Origin of the sequence: Labilibaculum sp. K2S (genome assembly GCF_030372765.1) — a bacterium.
In the GTDB taxonomy this organism is placed as follows: Bacteria; Bacteroidota; Bacteroidia; order Bacteroidales; family Marinifilaceae; genus Labilibaculum.
In genome coordinates this window covers 62,641-85,707 of sequence record NZ_JAUCMW010000017.1, presented here as the reverse complement: position 1 = coordinate 85,707, position 23,067 = coordinate 62,641, and the positions used below count along the sequence as shown (strand labels likewise).

The 23,067-nt window shown below is 35.5% G+C and carries 16 protein-coding genes and 2 tRNA genes; 4 read left to right on the top strand and 14 right to left on the bottom strand.

What is annotated here, in order from left to right; genetic code table 11:
• Window positions 1-127: 127 nt before the first annotated feature.
• From sov to QUH73_RS16305, 14 genes are all read right to left on the bottom strand, one after another.
• Window positions 128-7,696 carry a T9SS outer membrane translocon Sov/SprA gene (gene sov, locus QUH73_RS16370; protein ID WP_289531515.1) on the bottom strand — a complete coding sequence of 2,523 codons (7,569 nt, stop codon included), beginning with the start codon at window positions 7,694-7,696 and terminating at the stop codon, window positions 128-130.
• Window positions 7,697-7,738: 42 nt separating this feature from the next.
• The gene (gene ruvA, locus QUH73_RS16365) at window positions 7,739-8,320 is read right to left on the bottom strand and encodes a Holliday junction branch migration protein RuvA (protein WP_289531514.1); all 582 of its coding nucleotides are present in this window, start codon (window positions 8,318-8,320) and stop codon (window positions 7,739-7,741) included.
• Between the two features lie 142 nt (window positions 8,321-8,462).
• Window positions 8,463-9,518: a 4-hydroxythreonine-4-phosphate dehydrogenase PdxA gene (gene pdxA / locus QUH73_RS16360; protein WP_289531513.1), complete on the bottom strand. Its 1,056-nt coding sequence runs from the start codon at window positions 9,516-9,518 to the stop codon at window positions 8,463-8,465.
• A 248-nt stretch (window positions 9,519-9,766) separates the two neighbouring features.
• A complete protein-coding gene (locus QUH73_RS16355; RefSeq protein WP_289531512.1) occupies window positions 9,767-11,206 on the bottom strand; it encodes a leucyl aminopeptidase family protein in 1,440 nt (479 codons plus the stop codon).
• A gap of 199 nt (window positions 11,207-11,405) precedes the next feature.
• Entirely contained in the window at window positions 11,406-11,786 is a 381-nt protein-coding gene (locus QUH73_RS16350; protein ID WP_289531511.1) for a hypothetical protein, read from the bottom strand.
• 3 nt (window positions 11,787-11,789) lie between these two features.
• Window positions 11,790-12,788, bottom strand: a complete 999-nt coding sequence (locus QUH73_RS16345; protein WP_289531510.1) for a DUF4837 family protein — start codon at window positions 12,786-12,788, stop codon at window positions 11,790-11,792.
• Between the two features lie 28 nt (window positions 12,789-12,816).
• Window positions 12,817-14,265 (bottom strand): lytic transglycosylase domain-containing protein, encoded by a 1,449-nt coding sequence (locus QUH73_RS16340; protein ID WP_289531509.1) that lies wholly within the window; start codon window positions 14,263-14,265, stop codon window positions 12,817-12,819.
• 220 nt (window positions 14,266-14,485) lie between these two features.
• Complete coding sequence (gene tatA / locus QUH73_RS16335) at window positions 14,486-14,686, bottom strand: twin-arginine translocase TatA/TatE family subunit (RefSeq protein ID WP_289531508.1); 201 nt, start codon at window positions 14,684-14,686, stop codon at window positions 14,486-14,488.
• A 52-nt stretch (window positions 14,687-14,738) separates the two neighbouring features.
• The gene (rseP, locus tag QUH73_RS16330; protein WP_289531507.1) at window positions 14,739-16,094 is read right to left on the bottom strand and encodes an RIP metalloprotease RseP; all 1,356 of its coding nucleotides are present in this window, start codon (window positions 16,092-16,094) and stop codon (window positions 14,739-14,741) included.
• Window positions 16,095-16,172: 78 nt separating this feature from the next.
• Window positions 16,173-17,321, bottom strand: coding sequence for a 1-deoxy-D-xylulose-5-phosphate reductoisomerase (locus QUH73_RS16325; RefSeq protein WP_289531506.1), 1,149 nt, complete (start codon window positions 17,319-17,321; stop codon window positions 16,173-16,175).
• A gap of 24 nt (window positions 17,322-17,345) precedes the next feature.
• Window positions 17,346-18,218 (bottom strand): M23 family metallopeptidase, encoded by an 873-nt coding sequence (locus QUH73_RS16320; RefSeq protein WP_289531505.1) that lies wholly within the window; start codon window positions 18,216-18,218, stop codon window positions 17,346-17,348.
• Window positions 18,219-18,339: 121 nt separating this feature from the next.
• Window positions 18,340-18,411 (bottom strand) — tRNA-Met (locus QUH73_RS16315).
• 63 nt (window positions 18,412-18,474) lie between these two features.
• Window positions 18,475-18,546, bottom strand: a tRNA-Met gene (locus tag QUH73_RS16310).
• 164 nt (window positions 18,547-18,710) lie between these two features.
• Complete coding sequence (locus tag QUH73_RS16305) at window positions 18,711-19,163, bottom strand: DUF4268 domain-containing protein (protein WP_289531504.1); 453 nt, start codon at window positions 19,161-19,163, stop codon at window positions 18,711-18,713.
• Window positions 19,164-19,297: 134 nt separating this feature from the next.
• Between QUH73_RS16305 and QUH73_RS16300 the strand changes: the two genes are divergently transcribed.
• The 4 genes from QUH73_RS16300 (at window position 19,298) to QUH73_RS16285 (ending at window position 22,906) form a co-directional block, all read left to right on the top strand.
• Window positions 19,298-20,446: a metallophosphoesterase gene (locus QUH73_RS16300; protein WP_289531503.1), complete on the top strand. Its 1,149-nt coding sequence runs from the start codon at window positions 19,298-19,300 to the stop codon at window positions 20,444-20,446.
• Window positions 20,447-20,459: 13 nt separating this feature from the next.
• On the top strand, window positions 20,460-21,137 hold the full coding sequence (locus QUH73_RS16295) for a DUF4956 domain-containing protein (RefSeq protein ID WP_289531502.1): 678 nt from the start codon (window positions 20,460-20,462) through the stop codon (window positions 21,135-21,137).
• Window positions 21,138-21,156: 19 nt separating this feature from the next.
• On the top strand, window positions 21,157-22,236 hold the full coding sequence (locus tag QUH73_RS16290; RefSeq protein WP_289531501.1) for a hypothetical protein: 1,080 nt from the start codon (window positions 21,157-21,159) through the stop codon (window positions 22,234-22,236).
• Between the two features lie 64 nt (window positions 22,237-22,300).
• The gene (locus QUH73_RS16285) at window positions 22,301-22,906 is read left to right on the top strand and encodes a ribonuclease HII (RefSeq protein ID WP_289531500.1); all 606 of its coding nucleotides are present in this window, start codon (window positions 22,301-22,303) and stop codon (window positions 22,904-22,906) included.
• Window positions 22,907-23,067 lie beyond the last annotated feature (161 nt).

The following is a 23,067-nucleotide window of genomic DNA, read 5'->3' as shown; positions in this document are numbered from 1 at the left end:
ATTTTTTTTTCAATTATAAAATATCGCGTCACACGTAATTGAATGTTTTAGAACTTATTCTTACTGATTTTATAAAAAGATGACCAAACACTGTAAAATCATCCTTTAAACAAACGATATTAAACCTCTAATTCGCAAGAGTAAAACGAATGCTGGCACCAAATTCGGTTGTTGTAGTTGGGTATGAAAGTGAAACATAAGGAGTATTTACAATCCGATCGTAATACAGTCTTAAATTAAATCTGTTACTCAAAACATAGTCGGCACTAAACTTCAATGTTACTACTTTCTGTCCGGATGTTAACTGATCCACTTCATCAACAATTTTTCTAATGATGGTATTATTCTTACGAATTGATAGGTCTCCCCGTAAATTAAGATCACTCTTATATTTTTTCTGCTTGGACCCAGAGCCTATTATCATACCAAAATCATCAAACCGATACCCCAAACCGAAAATCATTTCATTAGAAGCAACTTCTGTTAGCTGCGTGTTTGATAAACTAAGAATCAAATTTCTCGTGCGCTTAATTTCAAAACTAGTCGAGAAATTATTCTTCCAAATCATATCAACGTTTATCAGAGGATTGAATTGCTCATTTATGGAAATTGAATTGGCTTCATAAAGAGGCAGAAAATTATTCGCCATATCCTGAATAATACTGTATCCGTCGTCGCCTTCCTCGTAAATTAAATTGGTATTATACGATCCCACATCATATGTTGCAGCATATGAATGGCTCAAATTTATAGATTTGAAATACCTCTTAATTAACGGCAGTTTGGATAAACCTTCGAAAGTCACTCTCCAATTTGGCTTCATACGGGAAATAGCCGGGAACAAACTATTATACCCTTTTCCTCCATTGCCGTATGCTTTAAGGAAAGCTGGAATTAAAACTTCCTGAGAAGTTTCTCCATAACCTTGATAATAGTCTGTTTCTACACTTACTTTTTCGTCACCTTCTCCAACCTCTACCAATATTTTTTTATTCTCATAATCAGCACCATACCTTTCTTTTGCTAATCGCAAACTTTCCTCTTTTCTGATATCTAAAAATTTATCGAAATATGCAGAAGAGTAATCTCCAGTATTCCCAATGGTAAAAAAAGCCGATTTCAAACTTAAGAAGCTCATGCTAAAGTTACCAGATTTAACAAGATTCTCCGCCGTGAAATTATCATTCCCCGAATCGTAAATATAGTATTCGCTTCGGTTTCTTGAATAATTACGATTTGCTGTTAAATCAATTTTCAACCCTTTTACCGGTTCGATGGTACTCCTAATGGTAAAGTTTTGAGTATGACTCATTACGTATGGTTCATTCAAAGCTTCATCGGTTGTAATCCAACCTTTTTCAGCCGCACTTCTTGCAAAATTATTATCCTGATTACCAACCAGAAAGTTAAAACCCGGAGCCTTGGTTCCATTATATGACTCACCTCCAAAATAATTTGTTTGCGGCATATATCCAGGTAATGTTGTTGAGTTAATTTCCGAATAATTAATAGAAATATTACGAACACTCATTAATGTTCTAAGAAAATTCTCTCCTATCAAAGCAAAAACTCCATCGTTCTCAGAAAGCTTTCCATTTACTCTTACCCGAACATTTTTCACATTCTCGCTTGAAGTAATCTTAGCCCTGTTGCCTGTTACAGATTTCACCTTAACCTTTACTTCTTTTCCCTGAGTATCGTAAACCTTAATGGTGATATCCTCGGTTGACAATTTATGGTATATAGAGGTAGGAATTCCAGCTTTCAGTTCTGCAACAGTACCTTCATAATTAACCTTCTTGTAATTCTCTGTTTTCTTTTTGTATTTCCGGTTTGAACTGTATTTTTGATTAATTCTTTTCAGGAAACCAATTTTATTGTACAGATTAACAAGGTTTAACTGCCCGTTTACCTGTATATTATTTGAGTTTCGAATGGTATTTCCCAATTCGATAGTATCGGCGGTAATTGCACCGGCATTCCAATCATATGCCCCCGCATATCTTGCAGTAACAGATGTCCAGTTCAACAAAGGAATTTTATTTATTGGCACTGTATAAGTAAGATTGAAATTATGATGGTACTGAATATTTCGACCACCATCCATCAAATTATTCCAAATGGAATCTTTCCAAATATTGTAGGTTTCACGATCTCTATCTCTATCAACAATACCTTCCGGCTCATCAATCCGAGATGTATTTGTAGCAGAGAAATCAAATTTTAGTCCCTTCGTTAAATTGTATTTTAAATCGTAATAACGATACCAAATAAAATCCTTATCGAAAGTAGGTTTAATTTTAATCGTGGCCAGTTCAGTATTTCCACTTCCTATTTCAGGAATATGCCTTTTCTCAATTTCACGGTAATAACGTTGCAAATCAGATCGAAAAGAAAGTTGTGTTGGCAAATAATAAAAATTAAAATCCTTTAACAATCTGAACATCGGATTTTGAAAAGCTTTAACCCTCTTAAATGGCTGAACATTTTTCGGCACATTATTATAGTTATAGCTCAATACACCTCTGTAATTCTTTTCCAAATCACGAACCGTATTTACATCTCTTGAATAAGTTTCGTTATAGGAATAGGTAAGAGATAAATTCGAAACATCAAGTAATTTAGGTTTTCCTTCCGCCTTTTCTATACGAACATTCGTTAAATTAAAACTCTTTCTTTTCGTATATTCCTGAGACATTTTTTCGATTGAATCCCGCTCCGTTTTAGAATTCGCATTCTCAAGTGCTACATCCAATGGGATATCCGGATCCAACGGATTGTATTCCGGACTTTTTGTTTCTTCAGAAATGGCATAATACAATGGAATACGAACGCCCGATTTTTCAGGAAAGAATTTACCTAACTCAAAACTAGCTGATAAATCATATTGAAATATATCATCTTTATATCGATCATTAACACCATCTTCAATACCTCCAAAGCCAGATGTAATTTTACTTCCGGCCCAAGTTACCGTACCAAAATCAGCTAATTTTGTTGTTACCCTCAGGTTTGCAGCCCAGCCTCCATCTTCATCAAAATCCGTCAATCGCATTTCATTCAACCAGACCTCAACCGACTTCAGTTGATGATCATCCATTCCAGTAGCATCATTCGTGGGATTTTTCACCCCAATCATAACCGTTCTAATGTTTGCCAAATTTGGATTTCCTTTTATTCTTACAATATGATCTTGATGTTGTGGATCTGCGTCATTAGTCAAATCACCAACTTTTAAATCATATATGTCGGAATATTTTGCATTAGAACCTCGTACGGCATCATTTCTTAACTGTTTTATTGTCTGAAACAGACGAAGCTTAAAATCGAAACGATTTTCATCCGGCCAAACTGCTAAACGATCCTCTTCAATATCGCCGTTATAAAGACCAGCAGGTGTTAATCGCATGGGAATTTCATATTCATAGTAATTGTCCTGATAATCTGACCCTAAACGAACAAATACACTCACTTCTTCATCTCTCACGGAATAGCCTTCAATCTCCTCAGCATGAACATCCATTTTAAACTTACCATATTTCCGGATGTCCATGTTAAGGGTTTTGTAAGCCCCTTTCCCTTTTCCATCTTCCAAATCAGTAACTTTCAGCAATATAGCCTGCTCATTCAATTGAATTAATTGAGGATTACTTGGATCCACAACCCGATCAATTCCCGGTGGTAAAATATAGTTTACCGGTTCTTTACTTGCATTCTCCTCAATATTTACCGCTGTAATATCGAAACCAGCTTCTGATACGATATCATCCGTTTCATTTTCGTTAATAGACTGATCATATCTCCGCCAATCATCACGAACCAGATCAAGGGTGGCAAATCGAAGAACCACATCTTCTTCAAAATCCCTCAAGAACATTCTCATGAAACGAATGGATGTAAAGTCACTAATGTTACCATACGTATCTTTGAACTCATCAACCGGAATTTTAAACTGATACCAATCAACCGAGCCATTCGTTCCATTAGCTAAATCCACATTACTAGTCACTTTATCAACAATAAAGTTTTGACCTATCTGCATATCTGCCGGCGCCAAATGTACTTTACATTGATAATATGCTTCGGTTTCACTCAAAGTATTATCATGATTAATATCTTCTACATCAGGCAATGTTGTTGCGGATGTAGGGTATGCACTTCCTGATAACTCGGATGTTGGTGAATTCCCCTCAGGACCATTATACTTTTTATAACGTTCCAAAATACTAAGCTCATCACTATCGTAATCTGCACCTCTAAAATAATGATAGTCATCATTTGACGGATCCTTCTGAGCCAAAACATAGGCTCCGGAACTTGTTCCCAGGTTTGTTGAAATACTAATTGCCTGAATGTATTCTTTATAGTAACTCAACTCATCTTTGGAACTCAATCCATCCAATCCAACATCCTGATATCTTCTTGCATTTGTATTATTATCAAAAGCATTTACGAGTGATTGTACTAAAGGAACCCGTCCCCACTTTGTACTATCTACCAAAGTAATATTTTCATCCGTAGGCAATCCATTCTCAAATGATTTTCGCGAATCTCTTAATATATCTTCGGAAATGTTTCCAAGGTTAAAATATAAATTTCCCCCTTTATGATTTGGCTCGTAAACAAATGGATCCATCATCCAAAACTCAACGTAAGCAATATTTGCAGCTTCAAAATCGTTCGTTTCAATTTTACGCATGATACCACCCCATCTTGATTCCGGAGCTTTAAGAGTACCATCAGGATTCATACCTTGAGAAATCCCGGCTTGTCCATCAACATCAAAATTATAAGGCCCTTTTTCTTCCGGATAGTAGGCTAGATTCAGTACCGAAATATTAGTAGGAACCCCAGAGGCTCTCTCCTTATTTGGCCAAATTTCTTCTTCAAATATCTCTCGGACAAAGTGATTTGATTGCTGATCTTTATCCGATTTAATGTGCCCAGGTGTAGCTGACGTATTTCTTAAGAATAAGGGATCGATTACATACCAAGCCAGTTTCGCCCGGTTAAAACCATATGCTAAATCGTTATTCAAATTTCCTTCCTTAAATAAAGCTTCATTATTTTGCGGAGTACTAGCCAAAACCCAGGAACTCAAACTCTTCATATCAATCGAAGTCTCTGTCCCCTCAAAATCATCTATATAAGCGGTACCCGAACTACCAATTGCTTTATTATGACCTGGAACCAATTGAGCAAATTCACCTTCAACAGCAATTGATGAAGGTTCTTTTGTTTCGATAAATGGAATTTTATCCACCATGCGGGTCAGGAACTCCGATTCGGTTCTATAGCTGCCATTCAAACCCCAAATAGTATTCGAAATTGGTTCATCCCCGATATTAACCTTTTGTGTAAGCGGTTGTTCAGAAAGATGCATCATAGTAGCACCCAGATTGAAATCATCATTAAACTGATAATCCATTTGAACCCCGATCAATGTTTTGGTCTGAATATTAAAGAGCGAATTATTTTCCGAAGAAATGGAAATTGGAGTACTCGATTCCAATAAACTTTGATTGATTATTTTCACCCTCCCGAGCGTATAATCAACGGTATAATCAATATTCTCAATTAGTTCTCTACCACCGGCTTTTACGCTAACCGAACCCGGTTCAACATTCAACGCATTCAAAGAGATCTCTGAACTTGTTGACGATTTATAACTCCCTTTCAGACTATATTTATTTTTCTCGGCAATTTGCTGTGCATCATTTTGAGTTAAATTATACAGCTCCTCAAACACATATTGATCTGCAATTGCATCATTGTTAATCTTTTTTCTTAGATAACTTCCAAAAGGCTCAATTTCCGGGAAAATTACTCGACCATTTGTCGAATAGATTGTAATTCCATCAATAAAATCAAACATTCCATCTGCACCTGGATCCAATTGTGAGTTCAGATTATCTACATTCAAAACTTCGAGAAGAATTTTATTTTTAATGTCCCCTTCCGGCAAGTAATTTACTGCCGTTCCCGCATTATCGTTTTGATACAATACATTTAATATGAAATCCTCTTGATTAACCTGAAAAGCCCCAATGTTATAGATGTTTTTCATCATTAATTTCCATGTTGGCATTTGGGGACTAAGGTTGGTTCCTTTCAACAACTTCATGATGAGTGTTTGAGGTGCACTCACTCCATCGCTGGTAAATTCCCCCACTCGAAACACCTGTCCTCTGTAGGTATACTCGAACGAAACCGCTAAAACTTCATCTGCATTTAATGCCTGATTTAAGGAGATATAACCCAGTTTTTCGTTCACGGAATATTCCGATTCAGATAATCTTCGGGCATTTTCAACTTTTTCGTAATCAGTTCCGCTTACAAAACCAGGAGCTAATGGGGATAATGTACTTGTAACCTGATTAATGTCTCTTATACCAGAATAAGTGGTTGTCATTTTCTGATACAAATCATTCAACTGGTTATTAGGCAGGTTACCTGTTCCTGTTTGCGAAAATTCTGAAGGATTGGAAATATTTGCACCATCTTCGCCCAAATCAACATAAGCCACAAGGTTACGAGAATCCTGAAAATTAGAGGTTTTGTTCGTCACCCAAACTTCAACTTTATTGATTGTAACTCCTGAATTAATTACAGGAAGATTTCGCAGAGATTGATCGTAATGGTCGTAAAAATATTTGGAAAGAAAGAAATGTCGGTTGGCTTCATATTTATCTACAGAAATCTCAAATTCATTTTTTTGCGCTCCGTTCTCCATCTCAACAACGCTGGTTTCCCCTTTTTGCTGAGAGAAAATAGAAGTAACAGAAAGCTTACCGAATTGCAATTGCGCCTTTACTCCAAACAAATTTTGTCCACCGGTAATCAATGTATTTGAAATGGGCATGGAAACATTACCTGCTTCAATTTTCTTAATAATCTCATCTTCATCACCGGAATACTCCAACCTCATTTGATTTTCGAAATCGAAAGTAGCCTCGGTATTGTAATTCACATCCATTTTCAACTTCTCCCCAACCGTACCAGTCACGTTCATTTGAATCTTCTCATCAAAATCGAAACTTGTTGTTTTTCTTAGATTTACAGGAAGAGTCGGATTTTCGACCTTAGTTGTATTAATACCGAAAGTTAGCTCGGCTGATCCCTGTGGTTTAATGGAAATTGTATTACTTCCAAAAATTTTATCCACAAATTGTCCACCTAATTTTAAATCCGGCACTAACTCGTCACCACCTGACATTCCATCACTCCGACTTCGTTCCATCCAATAATCACGCAGAGATTTATCTGCTTCGTATTGCTTGTACTCTTCTGCAGTCATGCTTATGGGACGGCGGTAATCGACATCACCAATTCGCGTCACCAGAATATAATTACCTGTAACAGCATCGTACTGAATAGATGTCAGAATATTTTTTGGATCCTTAAGATATAATGGAGATTGATTTTGAGAGCCAAACTCCTGATTATCGTTTGCATCATCAAATGGGTAAGGAAGTGAATTGTCTTTTGCATCAGGATTATCTTTGTGAAATGGTGATTTTAAATTGATTACGCGTCCTGATTCGTTTTTAGATCGTTTGGTAGTATCCTGCTGTTGTGTAGTTTGAATGCCAAATTCAGGATTAGAATTACGGGCACTCAGGCTGTAATTACTTCCCAAAGCACTACAGAACAACACTATTAATAAGGTCAGAGTATGTTTAATCAGTTTCTTCAATGGTTGATTACCTTAGGTTAGTAAAGCAATTACGTTCTTCAATTATAATTGTTTCAAGGCCAGCTTAATTAAATCCTCTACACTTGCATCAAGGTTCGCTGTAAATATTTTATCGATAACTTTAGTTACTGAATTCTTTGCAAAACCTAACATCACTAAAGCAGATAACGCTTCTTCTTTAGTAGTATTGTTCTGCGGTAAAGAAAAGTCAGAGATATCAATATCTTTTCCAAGTTTATCTTTTAATTCAATAATAATTCGTTGTGCAGATTTAACTCCAATACCTTTAACTCCCTGCAATGTTTTTACATTGCTGGAAATAATTGCTGATTGAATCTCGGAAGGCGTTAAAGATGAAAGCATCATGCGAGCAGTATTGGCACCAACTCCCGACACCGATATTAAATAGCGAAAAATTCCTCTTTCATTAGCATCAAAAAAACCAAAAAACAAGTGAGCATCCTCACGAACAACCTGATGCAAATACAATTGTGCCTCCTTATGTCCGGACAATTTCGAATAGGTATTCAATGAAATATTTAAAAAATAACCTATTCCGCTAGTTTCAACAACTACTGAGGTGGGGGTAAGATCAACTATAATTCCCTTTATATATTCAAACATAAAATGTGAATTGAATTTTTCTGTTTAGATCCTTAAAATATGTAAAATTATGCAATTTTTACAATCAAGACTTCCTTTTTAACAAAAAATGAAAGAGCGATTCAAATTTAACCGCTCTTTTTACTATTTTGTTAAAAATTTATTACGAATTTTTTGATGCTTCTGATGTTTGCATAGGGTTCTTACTAATTTCCTCAAAATTCTCCCGTTTTCTAAAAACATCAATAGCCATATACAATGCCTGCTGAAAAGATTTTTCAGATGCAACATTTGTTCCGGCAATAGAATATGCAGTGCCATGGGCAGGCGATGTGCGGATTTTAGATAATCCTGCTGTAAAATTTACCCCGGAATCAAATGCCAAAGCTTTAAATGGAGCCAAGCCCTGATCATGATACATTGCCAGAATGGCATCAAACTTCATGTAATCTGAAGAACCAAAAAAACCATCCGCTGGATAGGGGCCTAAAGCCATTATTCCCTTTTCACGAACCTCTTCCAAGGCAGGAATTATTACATCGATCTCTTCTGTTCCAATCAATCCTTCATCACCAGCATGTGGGTTTAGACTTAAGACTGCAATTCGTGGCTTTCTAATTCCAAAATCCTTCTGAAGAGAATTATTCAAAATAATTAGCTTACTAATAATATTTTCTTTTGAAACAACCTCAGGCACCTTGGAAATAGGCACATGACCTGCAACAACACCCACTCTTAGCTGATCGCTAATTAAAAGCATTAACGATTTACCGGAATTCAATTTACTTTCCAAATATTCAGTATGCCCCGGAAATACAAAATCCTTAGATTGAATATTCTTCTTGTTTATTGGCGCTGTAACCAACACATCAATTAATCCCTTTTCCAAATCTGCAACAGCAGCTTCTAAAGCCTTAAAAGCAGATTCACCGGCACTGCTTGTTGATTTACCTAACTCAACTTTTATATTTTCATCAACACAGTTAATAATGTTGGTTCTATTAGGGTGTGCTTCCTGAGCTTCCTTAATATTATTCAAACTAAAAGTTTCTATGTCGAGTGCTTTTCGATGATAAGCTGCAACTTTTGGAGAGCCATAAATAATTGGAGTACAAATTTCATACATCCTTTCATCCATCAAGGTTTTAATAATAACCTCGTAGCCAATTCCGTTAATATCGCCATGAGTGATTCCAACTCTTATTTTAGTGTTTTTCATCTGCTGTTTATTTTATATCAGTGGACTGATATCACTTTCAAAAAGTCCAATTTTAATCCGCTATTATTAAATAGAGTGAACTGGAAAATGATCAGTTATATCGTTACTTCTTTTACTCTCTGCCTTTATCAATACAATTAACAGAGTGATTAAGAAATACATTTGCAAGACATTGTGCCTCAATTTTAAAAAAAATCATTACAAAAATAGAAAGATTCAATAAAAGAGCATCATCTTTTCAATTATTCCTACGATCGATATTGTTTAATAAATTCAAATAATAAGCGAACACCAACACCCGTGCCTCCTTTACCTCTATAATTATCCGTTGTACTTACAAACGCCGGTCCGGCAATGTCGAGATGAATCCATGGATAATTCGTAAAATGTTCCAGAAATTTTCCTGCTGTAATTGCTCCACCATCCCGGCCCCCAATATTTTTCAAATCTGCAATATCCGATTTTATCAGTTCTCCAAACTCCTCCCAAAAAGGAAATTCCACCAATCTTTCGTAAACTTTCTCTCCCGATTCCTTTAATTGAATCATCTTATCCTTACTATCTTCGTTTCCCATTGCCACCATGCCATATTTCCCGATGGCTGCAGCCGCGGCACCTGTTAAAGTCGCCAAATCGACAACCAATTCCGGTTGATACTGATCTGCATAACTAAGAGCATCGGCCAAAAGCATTCTTCCTTCGGCATCCGTATTTAAAACCTCAACAGTTTTCCCATTATACATCTTGATAACATCGCCAGGTACATAAGCATTTCCACCAGGGCGATTGTCTGTAGCAGGAATTAATCCAATTACATGAATTGGCAGTTTAGCTTTCGAAATTGCATAAATAGCTCCGGCTACCGATGCCGCGCCCCCCATGTCCGATTTCATCAAATCCATACTATCCTTAGTTGGCTTAAGGCTCAATCCGCCGGTATCATATACAACCCCTTTTCCAACAAAAACAATTGGTTTCGAATTAACCGCCTCTTTTGATTTCCACTCCAATATAGAAAAAGAAGGCTCATCAAGACTGCCCTTATTCACAGCCAGAAGACCACCCATCTTTAAACTTTCAATCTTTTTCTTTCCAAAAACATCAACCGTAAATCCAGCCTTAGCACTTATCTCCTGAATTTCTTCACTTAATTTTTCTGCTGTAAGATAACTTAAAGGTTCGTTTACAAGTTCGCGTGCAAACTTCACCCCTTCAACAACTGCAATTAACTCATTAAGCTGTGTTGGGCTGACTGCATCACTATGGATAATTACTTCTTCCAGAGTATGCTTTTGTTTTTTTATATCGGTAAAATATTTTAGAAACTGATAATTTGTTAGGGCAACACCTTCAGTAAAAGCAAGTATTGCTTCTGCATCGTTCAAATAATCCTGCAAAACAATTTTGGTGATTTTACTTTTCTGGATCCTGACATGAAAAGAGAAGCCCAATTTTCTCATTTTCTCCAAATCGGAATTAGTATACACTTTATTATCTGCCACATGCAAATAAATTTTATGCGTATAACGATTCAACTCAATTAGCTTATCCTCATCAGCAATTTGCTCTTCGGCAAACTTCATTTCCTGCTCGGAAAGAGGAAGGTTTTTATAATTCCCGGCAGTTGCCAAAAAAAGAATGTTCTCGTTCTCGTTTGGCTTCTGAACACTTTTTACTTCTATTTTCATCGGAACTCATGTTAGTGTGAAAAACTATATCTATCAACACAGCAGTTCAGCAATACTTCGAACTTATTATTTTAAAATTCAAATAACCTGATATTTCCTGTGGATTTTTACAGCCAAGTAAAAATAGTAAAAAACTAAGCGGAAAACATTACTCCTTGATAAGGAAAAAAGAAAACCGCAGCTTGATGCTGCGGTTCTATTATAATTTATCCGGGTTTTCCTTGAAATAATTCCTTATCAGTACTTTTTTGAGTTCCCTTAAAATGATTAACTCAGTAAGCAATTCTGATTTTGGAACATCAGGAAAATCCAATTCTGTTTTAATAATCTGTTTCTCACTTACATCTATCTGATACAGCAATAGAATTAAACGATGATAATCCCGATCCAATAAATGAGTTAAATGTTCATTTAGCTGATTAAAAAGCTCTTCGTACGCATTGTGTATTTCTCCGGAAAATTTCACTTCCAATCCAAACTGATCAAAATCTTTCTCAATCTGGGCGGCAACCTGCCGAATCACCTCTTCACGATTACGATAAGGTTCAATGCTCAAATTTTTAAAATCGGGTAAATTCACGTTCTATTCCTTTTCTATAGTTGTGTAAGAATACATGATAGCTTCCAATTCCCTCAACAATTCACGCTTATCGTGGTTTGGGTAGTAAACGTACGAATCCATACACACAACTCTGTTGTTCTTTTGATCAAGAAAAGTAATATTTATAAAAGGACCTCCCATAAAATCGCCGTTCACTTTCCATAAACCTCTTGTTTCCACTGCATAGTTATCGAAAAACTCGAATTGACGGTTCGAAATTGGAAAATCCATTTCGGTACTCATATAACTACCCTCCTTAGGTCCCGGAACAAACTTATTAAGTAATAAATTCCTCTTTTTAATCACCTCATCCTTCGTAAATGAATCCTCGGAAATATAATCGTAGGTATAAATAAACATCCCTTGACTCGTTGAGGGAGTCTCCTTGCTTACCCAAAGAAAATCAGGCTCTTCTTTGTTTATGGTATATCCCGCAGGGAACGATAAAGTGAAATTATTCTTCTCCTTTAGCTTTTCGAAAATTTCCTGAACAACATTCTTTTTAAAAACCTTAATTTTCCTTTCTCGTTCACCAATATGGAAATAGGCAATAATCTTATTTTTATTTTCGCTCAGAAGCTGAATCATCTCCTTGTTACTCTTAGCTTCGATCTTCATAAACGATTGTGTTTTCGCATACAATTCATCCTTTACAGAGATCTTATTTTCCTTCACTTTCGACGAAACCCTAAGGTCTAAAATACTTCGGTGAGTTTTAAACATACTGGAAAACTCATTGTGCGAAATCTGCAGGATATCAAAAAGTGTCTCATCTTGCGGCAATCCAATTTGAGTATCATTTAATACCGCCTTTAATGTATCTCCAACACTTCCTTCATATAAAGCATCATTTATTATTACAACTATTTCTCCTGATTTACCAGTTACTGCAGGACGTAGTCCTTGTGTTGTTCTCTTGCAGGAAGAAATACTTACCACTACAAGCAAACAAACTAATGTTGTTTGAATTATTCTCTTCATAATTTTAAATTTACAGAGACAAATGTTTCTATTCGTAATGAACTATTTTTAATACCATTCCCGGCACTAATTTCTTAGAACGGGTTATACTATTTAATTCAACCAAATCGGTAGTCGATTCAAGTTGAAATCTATCTGCAATCGAGCTTAAACTATCTCCAGTTTGAACTTCATAAAGCAAAAAACTACTTTTTTTCAATAAAGGATCCCTTTGTGGCTTTTGAGCCAAGGTATCGGAAGGGTAAACCCATATTTTCAGTTTTTGACCAATAAAAATATCAGGGCTATCCATCTCATTCCATTCCTTGATATTATTTATTGTGCAGGCGTACTTCATTGCAATTTTATGAAAATACTCTCCTGCCTTAACATTATGTATTATACAGTATTTTCCCTCAGTTGTTGAAAGATCCTTTTGGAGATCAAGATATTTTTTAGGCTCATCCTTCATTCCGTAAATAACCTCTTCCAGATCAATAAATTTGCCCACTTTCCCTATTGGAAGAATCAATTTGGCAGGAAGTTCACACAACGGAATTAAATCACGTTTGTAAATTGGATTTAACTCCCGAACTGCCTCTACAGGTAAATCAAGCACTTTGGCAACATGTTGAAAAGAGACTGGCTTATTTACAGTAACGGGAGATATTCTAAAATATGGATATACATTTTTCGCAGGAACAATATTGTGTTCGGAACTATAATTCATGACATAATTAACAGCAATAAAAGCAGGCACATAGTTTCTGGTTTGTTCGGGAAGATAAGGTGATATCTCCCAAAAATCGGTCTTCCCCCCAGAACGTTGAATGGCCTCACGAACAATACCTGGTCCGCCGTTGTAAGCTGCCAATGCAAGTTTCCAATCACCAAAAATCCGATACAAATACTGAAGATATTTACAAGCCGCTTCTGTCGATTTCTCCGGATCCATTCTCTCATCAATATAAGAAGTGATTCTTAAATCGAACATCTTACTGGCATTAAACATGAACTGCCATAAGCCTATTGCTCCTGATCGTGATTTTGCTTTAGGATCCAAAGCCGATTCTATAACTGATAAATATTTCAATTCCAATGGAAGTTGGTATTTATCCAAACACTCTTCGAACAAAGGAAAATACAATTCGGAACGTTCTATGATTTTTGCAGTCTTTTCACGATGTCTAATTGCATATGCGTCAATATATCTTCTGACAATTGGTTTAAAATCCAACTGAATCGGACTTTTTGCATTGAGTTTATCCATTCTTTCCTGATATACTTCATCAGAAAAAACGGGAATATAATTAGCATCCATCACAATATTTTCCGGAAGATCTTCTTTCAATATTTCCGAGGTAAAATGAATCAACCGCTGATTGATTTCATTGATATTCTCAGGCTTTTCTTTGTTCAGAATATTGAAAAGCGACTGCGCATCTGCCTGATTAGCAAAAGCAAAGTAAATCAAAAAAAGATATATGCATTTACCCATATATGTCAGTATTTAAATACTCCTAAATTTCGTAAAATAATACGAAATGAAGATATTTCATCAACAAAATAACATAAAAAAAACACTTATTTCTAAATGTTCTGCTCAAAATGAATCTAAATAACTAAAAAATTAGTTTTCAGATCATTATTATCTAAATCCAAATCAGGAAAAAAGGGCTTGACAAAAAAGGCAGGAAGTAACTCCTGCCTTTCCTATCTTATTTATTGTTGGATTCTTTATCCTTATTTTTATCCTTATCGTCATCCATGTCTGTAGCCTTTTTAAACTCTTTCATTCCCTGACCTAATCCTTTCATTAGTTCCGGAATTTTTTTTCCACCAAAAAGAAGTACAATTACAAATACAATAATTATAATTTGCCAGGGACCAACCATTCCGGCTAAAACAAAAAGGTTCATATCTATTTATTTAATGATTTAGAATACTAAGTTACAAATTTTACTGAAATTTCTATTTCATATTAGAAATCCATTTTACAACATCATTACCATTTGCAAATATTAAAAGACCAAACAACAGCACCATTCCAGTTATCTGTGCATACTCCATAAACTTATCTCCTGGTTTTCTTCCTGTAATGATCTCATACATCAGAAACATTACATGTCCACCATCCAAAGCTGGAATTGGAAGAATATTCATGATTGCCAAAATAATTGAAAGGAATGCTGTTAGATTCCAAAAGGCCTCCCAATTCCAAACACCCGGAAAAATATTACCAATAGTTATAAAACCACCTATTGATTTATATGCTTTAGTTTCCGAAGAGAAAATCAGTTTAAACTGTTTTAAATAGGATCCAAGCTTATCAATCCCTTTATTAAAACCTGCAGGAATTGATTCAACAAAACTATATTCCAATGTTTCATACTCAAACAAACCCGATTCCATTTGAGGATAGAATCCAATTTTCCCATCATCTCCAACAGTAAGCTGAACTTGTTCGGACTTTCCATCTCGATTCAACTGAATCAAAACACTTTTACTTTTCTTCGATTGTAAAAAAGTCTGAAATTGATCGTAATAGCTGAAACCAACAGAATCGATAGAAACAATTTTATCTCCTTTTAAAATTCCGGCCTCACTTGCAGGAGATTCCTTCATCACTTTTCCAATAGAAATAGCACTGTAAGGATAACGGATATCAAACACAGGACTTAAAGAGAATCCTTTACTGCTTTTCTCCAATAATGCCGGCACAAAAGAGGAAGGAATATTAACACTTAACTGCTCACTATTTCTTATGAACTGAATCGACTTAGGACTATTTAGCAAGATGTCCGGAACGATATCATTAAACCTTTTTACTTTTTGATTATCCAAAGCAACAATTTTGTCACCATCCTGCAATCCAATACTCTCGGCCAAAGAATCACAAACAACACCATACTTCACATTTTCAGCCGGCAGGTATTGCTCGCCCCAAGTGTAAAGCACTGCAACATAAATAACAAATGCAAGAATAAAGTTCACCAAAACACCACCTACCATGATCAATAACCTTTGCCATGCCGGTTTCGATCTGAATTCATATGGCTCAGGAGGTAATTTCATCTGCTCCTTATCCATCGATTCATCAATCATTCCTGATATTTTCACATAACCACCAAGTGGCAACCATCCAATACCGTATTCTGTTTCTCCTTTTTTGAATTTAAACAATGAAAATCCAGGATCGAAAAACATATAAAACTTTTCAACTCTGGTTTTGAACAATTTTGCAAAGGTAAAATGCCCTAATTCATGCAACACAACCAAGATGGACAAACTCAACAAAAACTGTCCTATTTTAACGATTACTTCCATTCAATTTCAATTAATAATTTAAACTCTTTGCCAACTAATAAAATCAGCAAATTAGCGGATGCCTAAGATAGGTATTTTTTACAACATAGATAATGCCATTTTCCTTGCTTCCTTATCTGTTAACACATAATCTTCATAGGTCGGATTTTTGATAAATCCGGTTTTGTGCATACAGTTTTCTATAATATCGCTCATTCGTAAAAACCCAACTTCATCTCTTAAAAAGGCATCAACAACAATCTCGTTGGCTGCATTCACAATACATGGTAAATTTCCGCCTTTTTCCATCGCCTGAAAAGCCAAATCCAAATTTTTAAAATTCTTTGAATCAGCCGCTTCGAAACTTAAGTTCGGGTAATCTAAAAAATTAAAACGTGGAAAATCTGTTTTTAATCTTTTCGGATAGGTAAGGGCAAACTGAATAGGAAGTTTCATATCCGGCAATCCCATTTGTGCTTTCATCGACCCATCTTCAAACTGCACTATAGAATGCACAATTGATTGCGGATGCACAATCACATCTATTTGAGAAGCTTTTAAATCGAACAACCACTTGGCTTCAATCGCCTCAAAGCCCTTATTCATCATACTGGCAGAATCGATGGTTATTTTTGCTCCCATATCCCAATTAGGATGCTGCAAGGCTTGCCTAGAGCTTACATTTTCAAGAAATTTTTTATCCTTGCCTCGAAATGGTCCTCCTGAAGCGGTCAAATATATCTTCTCGATTGAATTATCGAACTCGCCGGACAAACATTGAAAGATTGCCGAGTGTTCTGAATCAACAGGGTAAATATTAACACCATTCTCTAAGGCTAATTTTTGAATAATTTCACCCGCAACCACAAGAGTCTCTTTGTTTGCCAGAGCAATATTCTTTTTTGCCTCAATTGCTTTTATAGTAGGCAAAAGTCCCGAATATCCAACCATTGCTGTAACCACAACATCGATTGATGACATTTGCACGACTTGTGCTATCGCATCAATTCCGGCATAAACCTTTATGGGTTCATCTTTTAAAGCTTCAGAAAGCTCAGCATATTTTTCTTCGCAGGCAATAACAACAACATCCGGATGGAATTTTTTCGCTTGCTGAATCAACAATTCAATATTATTATTCGCAGTCAGCACATCCACAATAAATTCATCAGGATTAGCCTCCACCACTTCTAAGGTCTGTGTTCCAATGGAACCGGTAGATCCCAAAATGGCAATATGTTTACTCATCAATAATTAGAGTTTTGTTTGTTGTTAGAATTTGATATAATCCTCAGGATTTAATGCCTGCCCATTGTGCCACAATTCAAAATGCAAATGAGGCCCGGATGTAAGCTCTCCCGAATTCCCCAGTAAAGCAATTGCCTCACCGGCCTTTACGTGCTCACCTGCTTTCTTTAATAGTTCGGAATTGTGCTTGTAAACCGACAACAAGTTGTTCGAATGTTGAATCTGAATAACATAGCCAGTATTTAACGTCCATTCTGAAAACACAACGGTTCCATCTAATACCGATGAAATTCTTTCATTCATTCCCCCGACAATGTCGGTACCAAAATGCTCAATTTTACTATCGTAATGATTAGAAACCATGCCGTTAATTGGCGCAAAAAAGTGGGTGTTGGACAAGCCACGGGCTTTAGGTGCACTTCCAAGAGATAAATTATATTTCTCATCTTCCTCATGCTCTTTCCGAAAAACGGAATCGTTGGAAGAGGTAGTAAAGCTTAAATCTTTGTATTTGGGATCAACTATTGAATCGTCTGCATTCTCCACAACATTATCGAAATCATTTCCTGAAATAACATTTCGAATTCCTTGAAAAAAGCGATCTCTTTTATCCAATTCTGCAATCAGGGAATCAGCTAAAATCGCATTTTCCTCAATATTTTTTCGCATTTCACCATCAGGATAACCTGGAATATATTCTCGCAACGGAGTAAATGCGATAAGCAAAGTCACCAAAGCGATAAGGATAATTGAAAACAATCCGGTTACGGTAAAAACATTTAAACGTGATAATCGAATCGATAACACCTCATCAAAAGTACCTTCATTGGAAATAGTTAACCTGTATTTGTTTTTTAATTTCTCAAGTAAAGGTTTTTTCTCTTTTAAACGACTCATAATGAACGGATCTAAAATATTTACGCAAAGGTAAGAGAATTAGCGTAAAATGTTTACTTCTGAGAAGGTAAAATTGTCTATAAAAAAAGGGCTTTGGATTTCTCCAAAGCCCTTTCGCTAGTAGCGGGAGCCAGACTCGAACTGACGACCTTTGGGTTATGAGCCCAACGAGCTACCACTGCTCCATCCCGCAATATATTTTCGAAAGATACTATCTTTTATTTCTTATTTTAGGCTACTTAATCCTAATTCTTAGTAGCGGGAGCCAGACTCGAACTGACGACCTTTGGGTTATGAGCCCAACGAGCTACCACTGCTCCATCCCGCAATATATTTTAAGAAATATCTTTCGTTTTGCGGTTGCAAAGATAGGAGGCTTTTGTTCGAAAACAAAATTATACTGATAAAATTTAAACAAATCCTTACTGGCATTGCTCTAAACACAGATATAAGCACTGTTTACCATACAGATACGACTCCAAAAAAAATATCCTACACAGTTTGCAATACAACATCTTTAACATCTAAAAATGCTTCTTCTAAAATTGTCATTTTCGAGAACATGAATTCAAAGTAACTTTTCCATTCGTCTTTGTTATAAATCGATGCCCCTTCCAAATGGTAATAAATCATACCAACATCTTTAAATCCCTCAATAAAATAGTCTTTCTCCCATTTTAAATCCGCTCCGCAAGTATCCATTATTACAGGCTTATACTTCTCGAACCGTTCATAAACAGAGTGTCGTTTCGAATCCAACTTACTATCAACCTGTAGAATAACGAATGCACCATTCTCATTCAAATCAAACTTTAACTGCACCTCCTTAATCTGAGTTCCACGTAAAACCCATGAGGTCATCTTCCTTCCTTTTTCTTTTGAATATCTTTTAAATCCATCCCAAAATTGGATTTTAACTTCTTTCGATTCTTCTTTAGTATACATTACCTCTGCTTTTTTTACAAAAATAAGGATATCTTAGTAGATATAACGATTTACAAGAATATGAATTCGTATTTAATTAAAATGGAAATTAATCTTATCTTTAAACACCCTAAATAACGCAATCAAATTAATTAATGCAGATAAAACGGGTCTACATATATTTACTCCTCATATTATTGCTTGGTTCTTTTCAGTCTCATGCATCTTTCGATCAGGATACAATTTGCAAAGACTCCTTGATTGTTGCCAGCTACATTGAAGGTCCGCACGTTAGATATATTTCTTCAACAAGAGTTGAGGCTTTTTATATAGTGCACGACAGCATAAAAAACAAAACCAGAAAAATAAGCAAAACTTTTCGATTTAAGAATGATACAGTAACCTTCCTCGGATTTGCAGGAAATGACACTCTAACTTATATTATCCCTGATAAAATCAAACCCGAGGCAGGGGAAAACCCTTCAAATAATAAGATAGTCGTTCTGGGGGATATCCATGGGGAATTTGAATCATTATTAGCTATTCTTCGCTACAACAAAATTATTGATGAAAAAAACAGATGGAATTTTGGGGATGGGCAAATAGTTTTTACCGGTGACATATTTGACAGAGGGAATAAAGTAACAGAATGCTTATGGTTCATTTTTCAATTGGAAATTCAAGCAAAAAAACAAGGTGGAATGGTTCATTACCTTCTGGGAAATCATGAAATGATGGCTTTACTTTTTGATGATAGATATGTTGTAGATAAGTATCAGCATGCTGCTCATTATATTCACTTTCATTATTCCCATTTTTTCGACAAGCATTCGGTTTTGGGAAAATGGCTGCGATCTAAAAACACAATTGTTCGTATTGGAGAACAGTTATTTGTGCATGGTGGTATTTCTCCTGATTTTTTAGCGAAAAAAATGAGTATTGATGAAGTAAATACCGGCATGAGATACCATTTAAATAATTACACAGAGTTAAAAGACACAACACTAGTTGATTTATTTTTATATTCAAATAGTCCGTTGTGGTATCGTGGCTATTTATCGCGAACACCAAAATATGACCGTATATCTTTACAGGAAGTACTAAAGACACTTGATTTTTATCATGCCAACGTTATTATTTTTGGACACACTCCTGTCGCTAAAGTATATGCATTTTATTCGTTTAAACTAATAGGAATGGATGTTCCCATAGGCGATCCCAACTATATTGATCAGGGCTTACTTATAGAGAATCAGAAATATTATCGGATATTTGCGCATAAGGAAAAAGAAAGATTACAATAAAAACGAAAACAACATGGAATTTATTAGTGATATAATAACGAACCCAAATATTCCAACATCATTTATGTACTCGAATAATATTCTTGAATTGTTACTCCGATTCGCACTTAATTTAGCGGTAACGGTTTTTGTAATCAATTACGTTTATTTCAGAGCTACAGGAAAACGATCCTACGTTTTTACCTACATCATGATTAGTACAACAGTATTCTTTCTTTGTTTTTTACTTGGAAGTATCGAATTACAACTGGGTTTTGCTCTTGGGTTATTTGCAATTTTTGGAATTATCCGGTACCGTACTGATACCATCCCAATCCGGGAAATGACCTACCTTTTTCTTGTTATTACCATATCAGTTATTAATGCATTAACCAGTGGTGAAGTTAGTTTTAGCGAAATTGCTTTTACCAACATAGCTTTTATGACAACCACCTGGATGATGGAAAGGGTATGGATGAAGCGTCATCTTGCAAGAAGAACCATAGTATACGATCGACTTGATTTAATTCATCCCAACAAGCATCAGGAATTAATTGATGACATTGAAACCCGAACAGGAATGATGGTGGCAAAATTTAGTATTGGACAAATAGATTTGGCAAAAGGCTATATAAAACTAATTGTATTCTACAAAGAGTCTGTAACTCCTAATATATTAACCGATGCCGAAATAAACGAAAGGAGTATATGACTAACAAACTATTTTAGTTATGATAGAAATATTTCGACACAAGACTTTTCTGACACTCTTCCTATTCTCACTGGGATGCACAAGACTATTTGCAATTGGTCAAGAAAAAATAGATTCTGTTTATCATGCTCCGGATTTATTTGAATCCGATTCACTTATTGAATTATCAATAACTACTGATCTGAAGTCATTGGTTAAGGATGTTGGTGATAATAACAAATATCACAAGGGGAGACTCTCCTACCAGCTTGGTGATTCAATTGTTTCTATGATTGTAGAACTTAAAACCAGAGGGAATTTCAGGAAAGACCGCAGTATTTGTGCATTTCCCCCGTTAACTGTAAAATTCAACAAAGCAGAATCAAACTATTCTCTCTTTCACGATAATAATAAGCTAAAACTGGTTTCTCATTGCCAAAATCGAAACGATAGGTATGAACAAATGCTTATCCATGAATACCTTATCTACAAAGCATATAATATTTTCACACCTGAAAGTTTTAGGGTTCGTTTGGTAAAGATATCTTACAAGGACAGTAAAGAAGAGATGCAACCTCTTGAAAAATTTGCATTCTTTATAGAAGATTTTAAAAAAATGGCCGCAAGGAATGGCAAGATAGTCCGTTACGACAAAAAGGTTCATCAAGACAGAACCAATATTGGTAAAGTAACCAAACTTGCCATCTTTCAATACATGGTTGGGAATACAGATTGGGGAGTTCCAACCCTCCATAATATCAAGCTTATTTCGAAAACACCAACTTCTCGTTTAATAACAGTACCCTATGATTTTGACTGGGCCAGTTTGGTAGATGCTCCATATGCCACCCCTAATGCAAAATTAGATATTCAGTCTATTCACGAACGGCTTTACAGAGGTTATCAACGAACCGATGAAGAACTGGAATGTATTTTCAGGGAATTTAGAATGAAAAAAGAGTTTTTATACAAGCTATACACAAATTTTCCTTATCTGGATGATAAGGAAAAAGAACGTGCCTTGAATTATTTCGATGAATTCTATGAAATAATAGACAATCCTAAAAGTGTAAAGTCTGAATTTATTGACGGCGCCCGAATTATTAAATACAAAAATTAATTTAACAGATGCAATTTGATTCCATAGAAAATTCGATCTATTTTTACAGATAAATATTGCATCTATGAATGAATTAGCCTCCTATTTACACAAAAATATGATTGAAGCCGGTTGCGACGAAGCAGGACGAGGTTGTCTTGCCGGCCCCGTATTTGCATCGGCAGTAATCTTACCTAAAAATTTCTCGAACAAAATATTAAACGATTCAAAAAAACTCTCTGAAAAAAACAGATACTTGCTTCGTGAAGTAATTCAGAAAGAAGCAATTGCCTGGGCTGTTGGAATTGTTAGCCATATAGAAATTGATCAGATTAATATTTTAAATGCATCTTTTTTAGCCATGCACCGAGCTGTTGAGCAACTCAAAATTACACCTGAACATCTGCTTATTGATGGAAACCGCTTCACTCCCTATCCTGATATCAATCATACCTGTATCATTAAGGGAGATGGAAAATACTTATCTATTGCTGCAGCTTCTGTTTTGGCAAAAACCTATCGAGACGATTACATGTTATCCGAGCATGAGAAATTTCCTTGCTACGATTGGAAAAATAACAAAGGTTATCCAACCAAAAAACATCGCATGGCCATTCAGGAACACGGAATCAATCCCATCCACCGAAAAACTTTTTCCCTGCTTTCAAATCAGCTCGAATTAAAATTTTGAGGAAAAACAGCTCATTAACAAGCAATTATCAATTCTATTTGACGAGAAAAACACAGGGTTCATCTAATTTTCAGCATCCAAAAAAAGTACAACATGCTGATTAATAGTTGATTATTTTTATATGCGCTTTTTAGCATTTTTCACAGAAAAATGTAATCGTA

Excerpts from the sequence above, each read along its gene's own strand:
- pdxA (WP_289531513.1), bottom strand. The coding sequence starts at position 9,518 with ATGAAAAACACTAAAATAAGAGTTGGAATCACTCATGGCGATATTAAC.
- QUH73_RS16355 (WP_289531512.1), bottom strand. The coding sequence starts at position 11,206 with ATGAAAATAGAAGTAAAAAGTGTTCAGAAGCCAAACGAGAACGAGAAC.
- ruvA (WP_289531514.1), bottom strand. The coding sequence starts at position 8,320 with ATGTTTGAATATATAAAGGGAATTATAGTTGATCTTACCCCCACCTCA.
- QUH73_RS16340 (WP_289531509.1), bottom strand. The coding sequence starts at position 14,265 with ATGGGTAAATGCATATATCTTTTTTTGATTTACTTTGCTTTTGCTAAT.
- rseP (WP_289531507.1), bottom strand. The coding sequence starts at position 16,094 with ATGGAAGTAATCGTTAAAATAGGACAGTTTTTGTTGAGTTTGTCCATC.
- QUH73_RS16320 (WP_289531505.1), bottom strand. The coding sequence starts at position 18,218 with ATGAGTCGTTTAAAAGAGAAAAAACCTTTACTTGAGAAATTAAAAAAC.
- QUH73_RS16290 (WP_289531501.1), top strand. The coding sequence starts at position 21,157 with ATGATAGAAATATTTCGACACAAGACTTTTCTGACACTCTTCCTATTC.
- tatA (WP_289531508.1), bottom strand. The coding sequence starts at position 14,686 with ATGAACCTTTTTGTTTTAGCCGGAATGGTTGGTCCCTGGCAAATTATA.
- QUH73_RS16285 (WP_289531500.1), top strand. The coding sequence starts at position 22,301 with ATGAATGAATTAGCCTCCTATTTACACAAAAATATGATTGAAGCCGGT.
- QUH73_RS16305 (WP_289531504.1), bottom strand. The coding sequence starts at position 19,163 with ATGTATACTAAAGAAGAATCGAAAGAAGTTAAAATCCAATTTTGGGAT.
- QUH73_RS16300 (WP_289531503.1), top strand. The coding sequence starts at position 19,298 with ATGCAGATAAAACGGGTCTACATATATTTACTCCTCATATTATTGCTT.
- QUH73_RS16345 (WP_289531510.1), bottom strand. The coding sequence starts at position 12,788 with ATGAAGAGAATAATTCAAACAACATTAGTTTGTTTGCTTGTAGTGGTA.
- QUH73_RS16295 (WP_289531502.1), top strand. The coding sequence starts at position 20,460 with ATGGAATTTATTAGTGATATAATAACGAACCCAAATATTCCAACATCA.
- QUH73_RS16325 (WP_289531506.1), bottom strand. The coding sequence starts at position 17,321 with ATGAGTAAACATATTGCCATTTTGGGATCTACCGGTTCCATTGGAACA.